The organism is Cupriavidus sp. 207A1 (assembly GCF_057798955.1).
The window spans coordinates 110,330-124,439 of record NZ_JBYOJO010000010.1 but is presented as its reverse complement, the minus strand read 5'-3'; the positions used below and the strand labels follow the sequence as shown (position 1 = coordinate 124,439).

At 69.6% G+C, this 14,110-nt stretch carries 11 protein-coding genes; 6 read left to right on the top strand and 5 right to left on the bottom strand.

Annotated features, from left to right (window positions below; translation table 11 throughout):
* Nucleotides 1–1,491 (top strand): M81 family metallopeptidase, encoded by a 1,491-nt coding sequence (locus AC3FMM_RS19260; RefSeq protein ID WP_326347482.1) that lies wholly within the window; start codon nt 1–3, stop codon nt 1,489–1,491.
* A 481-nt stretch (nt 1,492–1,972) separates the two neighbouring features.
* On the opposite strand, the gene AC3FMM_RS19255 is transcribed toward AC3FMM_RS19260, so the two are convergent.
* The gene (locus AC3FMM_RS19255) at nt 1,973–2,839 is read right to left on the bottom strand and encodes a LysR substrate-binding domain-containing protein (RefSeq protein WP_240987835.1); all 867 of its coding nucleotides are present in this window, start codon (nt 2,837–2,839) and stop codon (nt 1,973–1,975) included.
* Between the two features lie 143 nt (nt 2,840–2,982).
* Between AC3FMM_RS19255 and AC3FMM_RS19250 the strand changes: the two genes are divergently transcribed.
* The 3 genes from AC3FMM_RS19250 (at nt 2,983) to AC3FMM_RS19240 (ending at nt 6,810) form a co-directional block, all read left to right on the top strand.
* A complete protein-coding gene (locus tag AC3FMM_RS19250) occupies nt 2,983–3,468 on the top strand; it encodes a (2Fe-2S)-binding protein (RefSeq protein ID WP_116314479.1) in 486 nt (161 codons plus the stop codon).
* Nucleotides 3,465–5,609: a xanthine dehydrogenase family protein molybdopterin-binding subunit gene (locus AC3FMM_RS19245; RefSeq protein WP_116314478.1), complete on the top strand. Its 2,145-nt coding sequence runs from the start codon at nt 3,465–3,467 to the stop codon at nt 5,607–5,609. Before AC3FMM_RS19250 ends, AC3FMM_RS19245 begins: the two co-directional genes overlap by 4 nt.
* Before the next feature lie 169 nt (nt 5,610–5,778).
* On the top strand, nt 5,779–6,810 hold the full coding sequence (locus tag AC3FMM_RS19240; RefSeq protein WP_115713185.1) for a patatin-like phospholipase family protein: 1,032 nt from the start codon (nt 5,779–5,781) through the stop codon (nt 6,808–6,810).
* Here AC3FMM_RS19240 and AC3FMM_RS19235 read toward each other — a convergent pair.
* The 3 genes from AC3FMM_RS19235 to AC3FMM_RS19225 all read right to left on the bottom strand — a co-directional run bounded on the left by AC3FMM_RS19235 (nt 6,791) and on the right by AC3FMM_RS19225 (nt 11,963).
* Nucleotides 6,791–7,432 carry an HD domain-containing protein gene (locus AC3FMM_RS19235; protein ID WP_115700794.1) on the bottom strand — a complete coding sequence of 214 codons (642 nt, stop codon included), beginning with the start codon at nt 7,430–7,432 and terminating at the stop codon, nt 6,791–6,793. The genes AC3FMM_RS19240 and AC3FMM_RS19235 overlap by 20 nt on opposite strands.
* Nucleotides 7,429–10,902: an adenylate/guanylate cyclase domain-containing protein gene (locus AC3FMM_RS19230; protein ID WP_116314477.1), complete on the bottom strand. Its 3,474-nt coding sequence runs from the start codon at nt 10,900–10,902 to the stop codon at nt 7,429–7,431. Before AC3FMM_RS19230 ends, AC3FMM_RS19235 begins: the two co-directional genes overlap by 4 nt.
* A gap of 134 nt (nt 10,903–11,036) precedes the next feature.
* Nucleotides 11,037–11,963 carry a LysR family transcriptional regulator gene (locus AC3FMM_RS19225; RefSeq protein ID WP_488687297.1) on the bottom strand — a complete coding sequence of 309 codons (927 nt, stop codon included), beginning with the start codon at nt 11,961–11,963 and terminating at the stop codon, nt 11,037–11,039.
* A 125-nt stretch (nt 11,964–12,088) separates the two neighbouring features.
* On the opposite strand from AC3FMM_RS19225, the gene AC3FMM_RS19220 reads away from it, so the two are divergent.
* Together AC3FMM_RS19220 and AC3FMM_RS19215 are read left to right on the top strand one after the other, a co-directional pair.
* On the top strand, nt 12,089–13,108 hold the full coding sequence (locus AC3FMM_RS19220) for an aldo/keto reductase (RefSeq protein WP_115700785.1): 1,020 nt from the start codon (nt 12,089–12,091) through the stop codon (nt 13,106–13,108).
* Nucleotides 13,109–13,143: 35 nt separating this feature from the next.
* On the top strand, nt 13,144–13,569 hold the full coding sequence (locus AC3FMM_RS19215; RefSeq protein ID WP_116314475.1) for an SRPBCC family protein: 426 nt from the start codon (nt 13,144–13,146) through the stop codon (nt 13,567–13,569).
* A 150-nt stretch (nt 13,570–13,719) separates the two neighbouring features.
* On the opposite strand, the gene AC3FMM_RS19210 is transcribed toward AC3FMM_RS19215, so the two are convergent.
* On the bottom strand, nt 13,720–14,073 hold the full coding sequence (locus AC3FMM_RS19210; RefSeq protein ID WP_326347480.1) for a RidA family protein: 354 nt from the start codon (nt 14,071–14,073) through the stop codon (nt 13,720–13,722).
* Nucleotides 14,074–14,110 lie beyond the last annotated feature (37 nt).

Here is a 14,110-nt window from a genome sequence, read left to right as displayed (position 1 = left end):
ATGAAAATCCTGATTGCCCGACTCAATCACGAGACCAATACCTTTTCGCCGGTGCCGACGCCGCTGGCTGCTTTCTCGCCGGCCTATGGCGACGCCGCCTATCGCGTCGCCAAAGGCACCCGCACCGCGGCCGCCGCCTTCATCGACCTGGCCGAGGCCGCCGGTGCGCAAATCGTGGTGCCCGTGATCGCCGGCGCCAACCCGAGCGGCCGCGTCGCCGCCGAGGCCTACACCCATCTGTGCGACACCATCATCGCCGCCGCCGACGGCTGCGATGCGGTCATGCTGGACCTGCACGGCGCGATGGTGGCGGAAAACAGCGACGACGGCGAAGGCGACCTGCTGCGCCGCCTGCGTGCCGTGCTGCCGCATGCGCCGGTCGCGGTCGCGCTGGACCTGCACGGCAACATTACGCAGGCGCTGGTCGACCACGCCGACATCGCGGTCAGCTTCAAGACCTATCCGCACGTGGACATGTATGAAGCCGGCGCCCATGCCGGCCGGCTGCTCCTCGACATGATTGCCGGGCGCGTGCGCCCGGTGATGGCGTGGCGGCGCCCGCCGCTGATCACCCACACCCTGCGCAGCCGCACCGACGAAGGCGCCATGCAGCGCGCCGTCGCGCTGGCGCGCCAGGCCGAGCGGGACGGCATGCTGGCGGTGTCGGTGCTGGCCGGCTTCGGCCTGTCCGACATCGCCGCGCCCTGCCTGAGCGTGATTGTCGTCGGCGACGGCGACCCGGCCAGGGCCGACGAGGTTGCGAGCCGGATCGCGGCGCAGGCCTGGGCCGAGCGCGACGCCTTCGCCTACCAGGCCGAGCCGCTCGCCAGCTCCATCGCGCGCGCCGCGCAGCTTGCCGACAGCGCGGACCGTGCCGATGCAAGGCCGGTGCTGCTGCTCGACCATGGCGACAACTGCATGTCCGGCGGCACCTGCGACAACATGGCGGTACTGCACGAGGCCCTGGCGCAGGGCCTGACCGGCATCGCGGTCGGACCCGTGTGCGACCCGGAGGCGGTTGCCGCGCTGGTCGACGCCGGCCTCGGGGCCAGCATCACGCTGCCGGTCGGCGACAAGGTGGCGCTACCCCAACTGGAGGTCTATCCCCAAAGCCGGCCGCTGACCGGCACGGTCGCGGCGATCAGCGACGGCGAGTACACCATCACCGGGCCGACCTACACCGGGCAGCGCATCCGCATGGGGCGCACCGCCCTGCTCGACATCGGCGCGGCGCAGGTGATCGTGACCGAGACCCCGCAAGAGCACTGGGACCTGGGGATCTTCACGCATATCGGCATCGATCCGCACCGGGCCAGGTTCCTGCTGCTGAAGTCGCGCATGTACTGCCGGCCGGTGTTCGTGCCGATTGCCAAGGCGGTGGTCGAGTGCGACGGGGAGGGGGTTACCAGTTCGCGCTATGAGCGGTTTCCGTTCCGGCGGGTTGAGAGGCCGGTTTATCCGCTGGATGCTGCTGCTGACTGGGCGGGATAGTCTGCGCGGACTGATGCGGTTGACTTCGTTGATGCGCCGGCCCTCACCCCCGCCCCTCTCCCGCACGCGGGAGAGGGGAGCAAACAAGCCGGCAATAAAAGCCAGAGAGATCCCCAGCGACAACGCGTGCGAGCGCAGCGACGCACTCCGTGCCCGGGCAGTAGACCTGAGATAGGGAGCGCGCGCAGCGCAGCCGAAGGCGTCCCACCAACAACGCCGTTAGCGGGCGGCCACCGACCTAAAGTCGGGTTCGTCCATCCGACCTCGAACGCCAGGCACATCCAGGTAGCGTCAGCAGGGCCGGACCACCAACCGCAGGGCCGCAAGTCACCGCCGCTGGAACCAGCAACACCGCCTTAGCCAGCCGCTTAGGCGACGCGTTTCTTGCCTACTTCTTGGCGCTCGGCCAAGAAGTAGGTCGCCGGCTACGCCGGCGAAACAGCCGCGCCCGCCAAGCACGATAACGCCACGTGATCACCGCTCACCCCCGCAGCGCCACCTCCCGCAACCACTCCGCGAACCCCCGAATCAACCCCTGCTTAGGATTATCCCCACGCCACACGATGTAGCAGTTATGACTAGCCGGAAAACTATCCACCAACGGCCGCACCAACCGCCCCGCAGCGATAGCCTCGCGTGCCAGCAAGGCCCGCGTAAGCGCCAGCCCCATGCCGCTGGCCGCAGCCTCGATCAGCAGCGCGCGGCAGTCAAAGACGATGCCGTCTTCGGGCTCGTCCAGTACCACGCCCGCGGCGGCGCCCCACTGCGACCAGCGGAAGCGCGCGTGCCGCAGCCGTGGCAGGTGCGCGGCGTCAGCCGCGGTCATGCCGGCATGCCGCTGGGCGAAGCCGGGACTGCATACCACGATGATGTCGTCGTCGAGCAGCTTCAGGCACTGGTAGCCGGTGAAGGGCGCGGGGCCGTAGCGCAGGCTGACGTCCAGGTCGGAACGGGCAAAGTCGGGGTCCTCGGTGCTGGCGGCGATGGACAGGTCCAGGCCGGGCAGCGCCTCGCGCAGTTGCGGCAGCTTGGGCACCAGCCACGCGCCGGCCAGTTCGGGGCTGACATTGACATGCAGCGACTGCCGTTCGCGCGCGCGCCGAGCGGCCGCGCCGGCCAGCGATAGTTCCACCGCGCGCAGGGCGCGCTCGAGGTCGTCGGCCAGTTCGCGCCCGGTGGCGGTCAGCTCCAGCTGCCGGCCGGCGCGCAGGAACAAGGTGCAGCCAAGCTGTGACTCCAGTGCACGGATATGCCGGCTGACGGCGCCGTGCGTCACGCACAGCGCATCGGCGGCGCGCGTCATGCTGCCCGTGCGCGCGGTGGCGGCAAAGGCCTGGAGCACTTGCATCGAAGGGAGCCGGCGAATCATGGCTGTGATCTTGCCTCACAGGTGATGGCAAAACAAGTCGATTGTCCCGCCATGCCGCGCGGCCGATACTGGGCCGCACCGAACCGGCCGCTGCGAAGCCGGTGCGCAACGAGGAGACCCCCATGAAGCTGCAACTGAAGATCAACGGCAAGCGCCACGCCGTCGAGGCCGAACGCGACATGCCCCTGCTGTGGGTGCTGCGCGATTACCTGGGCTATACCGGCACCAAGTTCGGCTGCGGTGCCGGCCTGTGCGGGGCCTGCACCGTGCATGTCGATGGCAAGGCGGTGCGCGCCTGCATCACGCCTGTGGGCACCGTCGCGCGCGCCGACATTACCACCATCGAAGGATTGTCGGCCGACAATTCGCACCCGGTCCAGCGCGCGTGGATTGCCGAGCAGGTGCCGCAGTGCGGCTATTGCCAGTCGGGCATGATCATGGCCGCCTGCGCGTGGCTGCAGGACAACCCGTCGCCGCGGCCGGAGGAGATCCGCGCCGGCATCACCAACCTGTGCCGCTGCGGCACCTATCCGCGCGTGGAACGCGCCATCCTGCGCGCCGCCACGGCACTGAACGCCGGGGACCCGAAGGGGAGGGCGTCATCGTGAGCCATCTCCACGCAAGCCGCCGCCGTTTCCTGCAAGCCGCCGGCGCCGTCCCCGCCGCACTGGTGCTGGGCTTCCACCTGCCACTGGCGAAGGCGGCCGACGCCGCCGCGCCCGCGCGCGACCCGGACGACGTCAATGCCTGGCTGCGCATCGATGCCGACGGCAGCGTGACCATCATGGTGCCGTCGGCCGAACTGGGGCAGGGCGTGATGACCTCCGCCCCCATGCTGATCGCCGAAGAGCTCGAGTGCGACTGGCGCCAGGTGCGTGCCGAGCTCGCACCCACCGACCCGGTCTACAACAACCGCATGTTCAAGGTGCAGGCGACCGCCAGCAGCACCTCGGCACGCTGGTCGTTCGAGCCGCTGCGCCGCATCGGGGCCACCGCGCGCGAGATGCTGCGCGAGGCCGCCGCGCAGGGCTGGAGCGTGCCGGTGGCGCAGTGCCGCGCGGTGCAGGGCGTGGTGCTGCATGAGCCCAGCGGGCGCACGCTCGGCTACGGTGCGCTAGCCGCGCGCGCCGCCACGCTGCCGCGCCCGGCCAACGTGGCGCTGAAGGACCCACGCGACTGGAAGCTGCTGGGCCGCCCGACGGACCGGCTCGACATTCCGCTGAAGACGCGCGGGGCCGCGGTGTTCGGCGTCGACGTCAAGGTGCCGCGCATGCTGGTGGGCTCGGTGATGGCATGCCCGGTCTTCGGCGGCACGCTGCGCCGGGTCGATGCGCGGCCGGCGCTGGCGCTGCGCGGCGTGCGGCGCGTGGTGCCGCTGGACGATGCCGTGGTAGTGCTGGCCGACAGCTACTGGACCGCGCGCAAGGGCCTGGCCGTGCTGCAGCCTGACTGGCAGTTGCCGCAAGGCGAGCCGGCCAGCGACGCGGCGCTGATGGCCGGCTACCGCGAGGCCGCACGCAGCGCCTCGGCGATGGCGCTGCGCCACGGCGATCCTGACACGCAGATGCAGGGCGCACAGGCCTACACCGCCGAATACGAAGTGCCATACCTCGCCCACGCCACCATGGAACCGATGAACGCCACCGCCGATGTGCGCGCCGACCGGGCCGAGATCTGGGGCCCGACCCAGGTCTGCGGCGAGATCGCGCAGCGGCTCTCGGGCGTGCTGGGGCTGCCCGCCGACCGCATCGTCGTACATGGAACCTTCGTCGGGGGCGGCTTCGGCCGGCGCGAGGAGTTCGATGTCTTCGTCCAGGCCGCGCTGGCGTCGAAGGCTGCGGGGCAGCCGGTCAAGCTGATCTGGTCGCGCGAGGAAGACATCCAGCACGACTTCTACCGCCCCGCGGCGGCGGCGCGCTTCAGCGCGGTGCTGGCCCCCGACGCGGCCGGCATCCGCGCGCTGGATGCGCGCCTGGCCTGCTCGTCGATCTATGTCCGCAATTTCCCGGACCGGGTCAAGGGCGGGGTCGACCCCAAATCGGTCGAAGGGGTGGTGGATCTGCCTTACGCGCTGCCCCACGTCGCCGTGCGCCATGCCATGGTCAATACCGCCGTGCCGGTGGGCTTCTGGCGCGGCGTGGGCTATACGCAGAACACCTTCTTCGCCGAGAGCTTTATCGACGAGCTGGCCCATCACGCCAAAGCCGATCCGCTGCAGTTCCGGCTGAACCTGCTGGCCGACCGCCCGCGCCCGGCGCGCTTGCTGCAGCGCCTGGCGCAGCACGTCGGCTGGGGCATCGCGCCGGCAGGGCGCTTCCACGGCGTGGCGCTGTCGCAGGCGTGGGGCTCGCTGTGCGCGACGGTGGTGGAGCTGTCGGTGCAGGGCCAGCGCGTCACGCTGCACCGCATCGTCAATGCCATCGACTGCGGCACCGTGATCAACCCGGCGACGGTCGAGCGCCAGCTGGAGGGCGCCAGCATCTGGGGCCTGAGCGCGGCCATGACGGGCGCCATCACCATTGCCGACGGGCGCGTGCAGCAAGCCAACTTCCACGACTATCCACTGTTGCGGCTGGCGCAGACGCCGCGCTTCGAGGCGGTGCTGGCGCCCAGTGGCGAGCGCATCGGCGGCGTGGGGGAATCGGCGGTGCCGACGCTGGCACCGGCGCTGGCCAATGCGCTGTTCGCCGCGACCGGGCAGCGCCTGCGCTCGCTGCCGCTGGCGCGGCACGGGTTCGAGCTGGCGTAGCGGGGCGCGGGCACGTCCACAAGTGATGCCGCTGCCACGATCGCGGGGCCCATCATGACGTAGCGGCGCCACGCTGTGTGTCATACCACGCACGGCGCCCTACGCGGCCGCCGCGGTTCTTCCCTACACTTGAGCATGGCGCCTTGTCGCCGCCCAGGGGAGCACACCTATGCCGCCCGAGCCTGTCCAAGCCAAGCCCGTGGCGCTGGCCTTGCAGGGCGGCGGCATGCACGGCGCATTTACCTGGGGCGTGCTGGACCGCCTGCTGGAAGATGGGCGGCTGGTGATCGAGGGCGTCAGCGCCACCAGCGCCGGGGCGATGAACGGCACGGTGCTGGCTTACGGCCTGATGCAGGGCGGCAGCGACGGCGCGCGCCAGGCCCTGCACGACTTCTGGCAGGCCATCGCGCATTCGGCGCAGCGCTTCAACCCGTTGCGCTGGCTGCCGTGGTTCAAGGGCAGCCATACGCTGGGGCTGAACCATTCGCCGCTGTACGCCATGGCCGACATCACGCTGCGGCTGCTGTCGCCGTACCAGTTCAACCCGGGCAATGCCAATCCGCTGCGCGACGTGCTGCTCGGCCAGGTGGATTTCGCGGCGCTGCGCGCGCATTGCCCGATCCGGCTGTACCTGTGCGCGACCAATATCGAGACCAGCCGCATCCGCATCTTTGCGCAGGAAGAGCTGAGCGTCGACGCGGTGCTGGCCTCGGCCTGCGTGCCCACGCTGTTCCAGGCGGTCAGCATCGACGGCCAGCATTACTGGGACGGCGGCTATGTCGGCAACCCGGCGATCTTTCCGCTGATCTATCACTGCGAGACCCACGATGTCGTGATCGTCCACATCAACCCGATCGTGCGCCGCGGCGTGCCGACCACGGCGGCGGAGATCCTGAACCGGGTCAACGAGGTCAGCTTCAATTCGTCATTGATGCGCGAGATGCGCGCGATCGGCTTCGTCACCACGCTGATCCAGCAGGGCAAGATCGACCGCAACGAGATGAAGGAGATGTGGATTCATTCGATCCGCTCGGACGAGACCATGGCCACGCTCGGGGTCTCGACCAAGTACAACGCCGACTGGGCCTTCTTGTGCACGCTGCGCGACCAGGGCCGGCAGGCCGCCACGCTCTGGCTCGATCGCAACTATGACTGCGTGGGCCAGCGCTCCAGCGTCGATATCACCGGCGAATTCCTGTAGGCGCGGGCTGGGCCAGCCGCCAGGCCAGATTGGCTCGCGCCTGCGCCTCGTAGCGCGACCGGAACAGGTCGGTGGCATAGATGCGGGGACTGGCCAGCAGGCGCTGCAGGAAGGCGCGTTCGGCGGCGTCATAGGCGCCATCGTCCAGGTCGGTGCGCTCGGCGCGCAGGCGCGCGCCGTTGTCTTCGAAGCGCGCGCGGCTGTATCCCAGCGCGGCCAGGTCGATGTCGGCGGTGAAGCGCCCGGCCAGGCTGGCGGGCACGTCGGCGTGCGTGGTCTCCAGGATCAGGGCGGCCACGCGTGCGGCGGTGCCCACCGTGCCGGCCGACCAGTGCTGCAGCCACGCAGCGCTGCGCGCTTCGTTGTCGGCGGCGCCGGGCACGTAGATGACGTCATGGCACCACAGCGCCAGTTCGACGTCGGCGGCATCCGGGATCGCGCTGCGCGCCCAGTCGAGGTCGCGCAGGCAGCGCCGCACATGGTCCAGGGTGTGGTAATGCCGGGTCGGCTCGCCGTAGCAGCGCGCCAGGTCGGCATACGCGTCCGCCGCGCGGGTACCGCCCGCCAGGGTCCAGAGCGCGACAAAGCGCTCTTGCAGCGGGTTGGCGGCGGCGGTGCTCATGCGCGCGCCGGACCCGGTTTGCGGGCCGCCTCGTTGTTGGCAAGCTCGGCCAGCAAGGCCCGCGCCTCCTGCCAGTCGGCGCCATCGGTGCCCTCGCTGAAGCTGCCGTGGATGCGCGCCAGCGCTTCGCGCGCGGCGTCGCCCTTGCCCTGGCGCTGCCACAACCGGGCCAGGCTGAGCGCGGCCTGCAGTTCCAGCGGCCTGGCGCCCTGGCCGTGCGCGACCGCAAGCGCGCGCTGGAAGCAGGCCTCGGCTTCATGGCTGGCGGCGGCGCCGGCATCGGGCGCGGCCAGCTGCAGCAGCATGTCGCCGCGCAGCCGATAGACGGCGGCTTCATCGAGCCGTTCGCCGGTCTCTTCGATCATGGCCTGCGCGCGCGTCAGCACGTCCAGCGCGGCGGCGGGCTGTCCCGCCCGGCCGCAGGCCTCGGCCAGCATCGCCAGCAGGTTCGGCATGCCAAGTTCGCCGCCGGTGGCCTCGTAGGCGGCCAGGCCGCGTCGCATCTGCGCTATGCCTTCCTCGTGGCTGCCCTGCTCGGACAGCGCCCAGCCCTGCAGCACGGTGCCCCAGGCCAGGTAGATCGGGAAGCCCTGTTCGCACGAAATGGCAATGGCGGCTTCGGCATATTCCCTGGCCTGCGCGGGATCGCGGCGCCAGCGGTACTGTTCCGCCGCGAACACCAGGCACAGCGCCAGGTTGTAGGCATCCGGGCGCGCGCGCGCCAGCGCCAGCGCCTCGCGGCTGCGCGCCAGGGCCTGGTCGGCTAAGCCCTGGTACCACAGGATCCAGGCCAGCGTGCTGGTGGCATGGACCATCGGGTCGCGGCCGTAGCCGGTCAGGAAGTCATAGGCGGAATGCTCCGGGTGCGGCACGGCCAGCACGGCCTCCATATGCGCGCGCGCTTCTTCCAGCAGGCCCAGGCGGAACAGCGTGGCGCCCAGCGCGCGATGGCCTTCGGCCAGCTGCTTGGGCTTTTGCGACTCGGTGGCCAGCGCCAGCAGGCGCCGCGCCAGCGGCAGCGACACCTGGTATTGCGCGCGCAGCTGGTAGAACGCCCACATGCCCAGCTGCGCCGAGAACACATAGGGCGTCTGCCGCCCTTGCTCGCACAGCGACATCGCGCGCCGGTAATTGGCCTCGACCTCGGGCGAGGCCTGGCCGCGCGCCGCGATCAGCGCCGGCCCCAGCGTCAGCAGCAGCGTCAGCTCCAGGCGTGCGCGCTCGCTGCTGTCGGGCTGGCGCTTGAGCAGGGCAATGGCCTCGCTCAGGTGCCGGATCGCTTCTTCCTGCGCCGAGCGCTGCAGCGCCTGCTGGCCGGCGCAGTGCAGGTACTCGACCGCCTTCGGCACATTGCCGCTGTGGCTGTAGTGATGGGCCAGCTCGCTGCAGTAGTCCTTGAGCCGGCCGTGGAACATCGCCTCGATCGCCTGCGCCGAGCTTTCATGCAGGGCGCTGCGGCGCTCGGTCAGTAACGAGCTGCCGGCCACCTCCTGGGTCAGCGCGTGCTTGAAGGCGTACTCCACCTCGGGGAAGGCAGGGCGTTCGTAGATGAAGTCGGCGCCCTGCAGGTCGCGCAGCAGCGGATGCAGCCGGTCTTCAGGCAGGCCGGTGACGCGCAGCACCAGGCCCAGCGGAAACTCCTTGCCGATCACGGCGAGGGTCTGCAGCAGTTCCTTCTGCGCCAGCGGCAGCCGGTCGATACGGGCGGCCAGCACGCCCTGCACGGTGGTGGGGATGTGCAGCAGCGCCGGCGCCTTCTCGATGCGGTAGCTGCCAGGCTGGCCCAGCAGCGCGCCTTCCTCGGCCAGGGTCTGGACCACTTCCTCCATGAAGAAGGGATTGCCTTCGGTCTTGTCGAGGATCAGCCGCTTCAGCGGCGCCAGGCTGGGGTCGTCGCCGAGCAGCGCGGTCAGCAGCTCCTGCGCCTCGGCCTGTCCCAGCGGCTGCAGGCGCAGCTGCGAGTAATGCGCGCCCGCGTCCCAGCGGTGGCGGTATTCGGGCCGGTAGTTCACCAGCAGCACGATGCGCGCGCCGGGCACGTGGTCGACCAGCATGTTGAGGAAGGCCTCGGTCTCGCCGTCCAGCCATTGCAGGTCTTCGAAGATGACTTCCAGCGGCTGGTTCTGGCTTTCACGGACCAGCAGCCGCGCAATCGCGTCGAAGGTGCGCTGGCGCCGCAGCGCCGGGTCCATGGTCGGCAGCGCCGAGTCGGGCTCGACCACGCCGAGCAGGTAGAGCAGGTAGGGCAGGTGCTCTTCCAGCGAGCGGTCCAGCGTCAGCAGCCGGCCGGTCAGCTTCTCGCGGCAGCTGCGGTCGCCGTCATGCGCCGTGATCTGGAAATAGTTCTTCAGCATCTCGATCAGCGGCAGGTAGGCAAAGGCCTTGCCGTGCGAGACCGAGAACGTCTCCAGCGCCAGGCAGCCTTGCTGCGACCTGACCTTGAATTCATGGAACAGCCGCGACTTGCCGACCCCGGCCTCGCCGACCACCGCGACGATGCGCCCGTGGCCGGCCTTGGCCTGCTCCAGCGCCGCGTTCAGGTGCGCCAGCTCGTCCTGGCGCCCGACAAAGCGCGCCAGGCCGCGGTGCGCGGCCACCTGCAGCCGCGTGCGCAAGGGTCCCGGCCCGATCACCTCGTACACTGCCAGCGGTTCGCGCACGCCCTTGACGCTGGTGGTGCCCAGCGCCGTGAACTCGAAATAGCCTTCGGTCAGCTTGTGGGTGGACTCGCTCACCAGGATCGACGCCGGCGTGGCGATGCCCTCCATGCGCGAGGCGATATGGATGGTGTGCCCGACCGGATCGTAGTCGGTGTGCAGGTCGTCCTTGCGGATCGAGCGCACCACCACCTCGCCGGTATGGATGCCGATGCGGACCTGCAGCGGAATGCCTTGCTCCAGGCGCACGCGGTCGCTGTGCCGGTGCATCGCATCCTGCATGCGCAGCGCCGCGTACAGCGCGCGCAGTGCGTGGTCCTCGTGGGCGATGGGCGCGCCGAACAGCGCCAGGATGCCGTCGCCGAGGAACTTGGCGACGTAGCCCTCGTAGTGGTGGACCGCTTCCATCATCAGCGTCACCACGGGATCGATCAGGCGGCGCGCGTCCTCGGGGTCCAGGTCCTGGGTCAGCGCGGTGGAGCCGGCCATGTCGGCAAACAGCGCGGTGATGGTCTTGCGCTCGCCGGCGGTTTCGCCGCGGGCTTCCATCGCCGCCTGCTCGGCCAGGATGCGCCCGGCCAGGTGCGGCGGGGTGTAGTGGACCGGCGCCGGACTGTCCGGGCGCGGCGCGGCGGGCGCCGGCGTGGCGGCGGTGGGCGCGTCCGGCAGGCCGACGCCGCAGACGCGGCAGAACCGTGCCGCCGCGGTGGCCTCGGCGCCGCATTGCGGGCACACGCGGGCAAGCCGCGCCCCGCACGCCTCACAGAAGTTGGCGCCAGCAAGATTGCCGAAGCCGCATTGGCTGCAGCGCATTTCGCCTCCCGGCCGTCGTTGCCAGCTTGACGGTACCTAAGGCTATTAGAGGCGGGATCGCGTGGGTGTCAAGGACGCCGCTGCGTGGCAACCAACGGATGGGGGCTAGCGTGGCCGCGCAAGACCGGTGCGGCTCACGCTGCCTGTGCCGCGGTGTGCGCGGTGGCCATCATGCTCGACTGCAGCAAGGTCTTGCGGAAGATTTCGACCAGCGGCCGCAGGTTGACCTTGTGCCAGGCAGCCCACAACGGGGTGCGGTAGTCGAGCCACGACAGTTCGTGCAGCACCACGCCGGCCGGTGCCTGGTGGCGCAGGCTCTGCTGGATCGTGGTCACGCCCAGCCCCGCGGCCACCAGCCCCAGCGCGGCCAGCGGCTCGGTCGCTTCCATGGTGATGGTGGGGGTAAAACCCGCCCGGGCGCAGGCCGCGATGAAGGCGTCGTGCCGCAGCGCGGTCTCCTGGTGCATCACGCCGATCCACTTCTGCGCGGCGAGATCGCCCGGAGTGAGCGGCTCGGTCCCGGCCAGCGGGTGGCCCTCGGGCAGCGCCAGCAGCATCGGGTCGTTGAGTACCTGGGCGGCCTCGAGGTCCGGATCGTCCGGCAAGGGCGGTTCGCATACCAGCGCGATATCGAGGCTGCGCTGGCGCAGTCCTTCGAGCTGCGTTGCCGACTGCTGGTTGTACAGCGCGATATGGACGGCGGGCCGGTCGTGGCGCAGTTCGCGCAGCGCGTTCGGCAGGATGCCGGAGTGCATCGCGTACTCGAGGTAGCCGATGCACAGGCCGCCTTCATCGCCGCGCCCAAGACGCCGGGCCAGCGATTCGAGCCGGGTGCCGTGGGTCAGGAAAGCCCGCGTCTCGGCCAGGAAGGTGCGGCCGTCGCGCGTAAGGCGTATGCGCTGCTGGGAACGCTCGAACAGCACCAGCCCGAGCTTCTCTTCAAGCTGGGCGATCTGCCGGCTAAGTGGCGATTGGGAGATATGGAGCCGCTCGGCGGCGCGGCCGACGTGCTCTTCCTCGGCCACGGCGACGAAATAGTGAAGTTGACGGATGTCCAGCATGTCTACCCCTGAGTGATACTTGAAATTCAGACCTATAGGGTATCAAGTATTTCAAATTCCGTCTTGGACAGACTCAACTGGCCACCCTAGACTGCCTTCACCCCAACTTACTTTGTGGAGCAGTCATGAGTATCAAAGACAAACTGGCCGGCAACGTGCTCGGCTTTGGCACCGCCCCGCTGGGCAATATGTTCCGCGACATCCCGGAAGCGGAGGCGCAGGCCACCGTGGACGCGGCCTGGGCGCAAGGCGTGCGCTACTACGACACCGCGCCGTTCTACGGCGCGGGCCTGGCTGAAATCCGGCTGGGCGAAGCGCTGTCCCGCCACCCGCGCGACGAATACGTGCTCAGCACCAAGGTCGGCCGCCTGATCCTGGACGAAGTCGAAGACGCCAGCGCGCGGGCGCTGGGCGAGAAAAGCGGCCTGTTTGCCGCCGGCCGCCCGAACAAGCTGGTCAACGACTACTCGGCGGACGCCACGCTGCGCTCGATCGAGGACAGCCTCAAGAGGATGAAGACCGACCGCCTCGATATCGTGTGGGTCCACGACATCGCCCAGGACTTCTATGGCGACGAGTGGCTGGCCTATTTCGAGACGGCCCGCAAGGGCGCTTTCAAGGTGCTGACCCGGCTGCGCGAAGAGGGCGTGATCAAGGCCTGGGGCCTGGGCGTGAACCGCGTCGAGCCGATCGAACTGACGCTGGACCTGGACGAGGCGCAGCCCGACGGCTTCCTGCTGGCGGGCCGCTATTCGCTGCTCGACCATGAGCGCGCGCTGCAGCGCCTGATGCCGAAGGCGGCCGAGCGCAAGACCGAGATCGTTGTCGGTGGCCCGTACAGCTCCGGCATCCTCGCCGGCGGCTCGCATTTCGAGTACCAGAAGGCACCGCCCGAGATCATCGCCCGGGTCGAGCGCATCAAGGCGGTCGCGCAACGCCACGGCGTCAGCATCAAGGCCGCGGCACTGCAATTCGTGCTGGCCAATCCCGCGGTGGCCGCCGTGATCCCGGGTGCAAGCCGGCCCGAGCGCATTGCCGAGGACGTCGCCGCGCTGAACGAGAAGATTCCGGCCGATTTCTGGCGCGAGCTGCGCGCGCAGCAGCTGGTCGCGGCAAATGCGCCGCTGCCCGGCGACCGCGTCTGATCCCAATACTGCAATCTGATTTCAAGGAGCCAACCATGGCACAAGCTTCTGCAACGATCACGCTGCCGGTAGCACCGGACCGCGTCTGGCAACTGATTGGCGGCTTCGATTCGCTGCCCGACTGGCTGCCGTATATCCCCAAGAGCCAGCTGAGCGAGGGCGGCCGCGTGCGCAGCCTCGTCAACCCGGACGGCGACGCCATCGTCGAACGGCTCGAGGCCTTCGACGAGAGCGCGCGCAGCTACACCTACTCGATCCTGCGGGCGCCGTTCCCGGTCACCGGCTACCGCTCCACGCTGCGCGTGGTCGGCATCGACGGGGACCAGGCCGCGCGCGTCGAATGGTCCGGCCAGTTCACGCCGGCCGGCGTGAGCGATGACTACGCATCGCGGCTGTTCGAGGGCATCTATCGCGATGGCTTGACAGCCCTGCAAGCGACGCTGGCCGGCGCGGCTTCATGAAGCGGCTGATTGCGCCAGGGAGGGCCCCTGGCGGCCCAGGCTGGCGCGATGACGCAGGCCCACGCGGCCGCCGCCGTGCCGGGCGGGGGCCGCGTGCTGTGCCAGTACGGCGAGTAATGCCGCCGGATGGCGGTCTGGCGCGATGCCGCGTCAGACCGCCGCTGTCACGATGATCTCCACCAGCAGTTCTGGCCGCGCCAGCCGGGCCTCGCAGGTGGCACGCGTGGGGACCGCGTCGTCGGGGATCCACGCTTCCCAGGCAGCGTTCATGCCGGCGAAATCCTGGTCGATATCCTTGAGCCAGATCTGCGCCGAGAGCAGCCGGCTGCGGTCGCTGCCGACGCTGGCGAGGTAGCCGTCGATCTTCTCCAGCACATCGCGCGTCTGCGCGCCGATATCGCCGGAAGGATCGGTGGCCGTGACGCCGGCCACATACACCACGCCGTTATGCACGACGAGGCGGGAAAGACGTTTGGTGGACTGGAAGCGCTGGATATTGCTCATCCGTATGACCTCGGGAAAAAAGTTGGATAGGGAGCCG

What these genes read in the sequence shown, in the direction of transcription:
- AC3FMM_RS19260 (WP_326347482.1), top strand. Translation starts at nt 1, where the DNA reads ATGAAAATCCTGATTGCCCGACTCAATCACGAGACCAATACCTTTTCG.
- AC3FMM_RS19255 (WP_240987835.1), bottom strand. Translation starts at nt 2,839, where the DNA reads ATGCAAGTGCTCCAGGCCTTTGCCGCCACCGCGCGCACGGGCAGCATG.
- AC3FMM_RS19250 (WP_116314479.1), top strand. Translation starts at nt 2,983, where the DNA reads ATGAAGCTGCAACTGAAGATCAACGGCAAGCGCCACGCCGTCGAGGCC.
- AC3FMM_RS19240 (WP_115713185.1), top strand. Translation starts at nt 5,779, where the DNA reads ATGCCGCCCGAGCCTGTCCAAGCCAAGCCCGTGGCGCTGGCCTTGCAG.
- AC3FMM_RS19235 (WP_115700794.1), bottom strand. Translation starts at nt 7,432, where the DNA reads ATGAGCACCGCCGCCGCCAACCCGCTGCAAGAGCGCTTTGTCGCGCTC.
- AC3FMM_RS19230 (WP_116314477.1), bottom strand. Translation starts at nt 10,902, where the DNA reads ATGCGCTGCAGCCAATGCGGCTTCGGCAATCTTGCTGGCGCCAACTTC.
- AC3FMM_RS19225 (WP_488687297.1), bottom strand. Translation starts at nt 11,963, where the DNA reads ATGCTGGACATCCGTCAACTTCACTATTTCGTCGCCGTGGCCGAGGAA.
- AC3FMM_RS19220 (WP_115700785.1), top strand. Translation starts at nt 12,089, where the DNA reads ATGAGTATCAAAGACAAACTGGCCGGCAACGTGCTCGGCTTTGGCACC.
- AC3FMM_RS19215 (WP_116314475.1), top strand. Translation starts at nt 13,144, where the DNA reads ATGGCACAAGCTTCTGCAACGATCACGCTGCCGGTAGCACCGGACCGC.
- AC3FMM_RS19210 (WP_326347480.1), bottom strand. Translation starts at nt 14,073, where the DNA reads ATGAGCAATATCCAGCGCTTCCAGTCCACCAAACGTCTTTCCCGCCTC.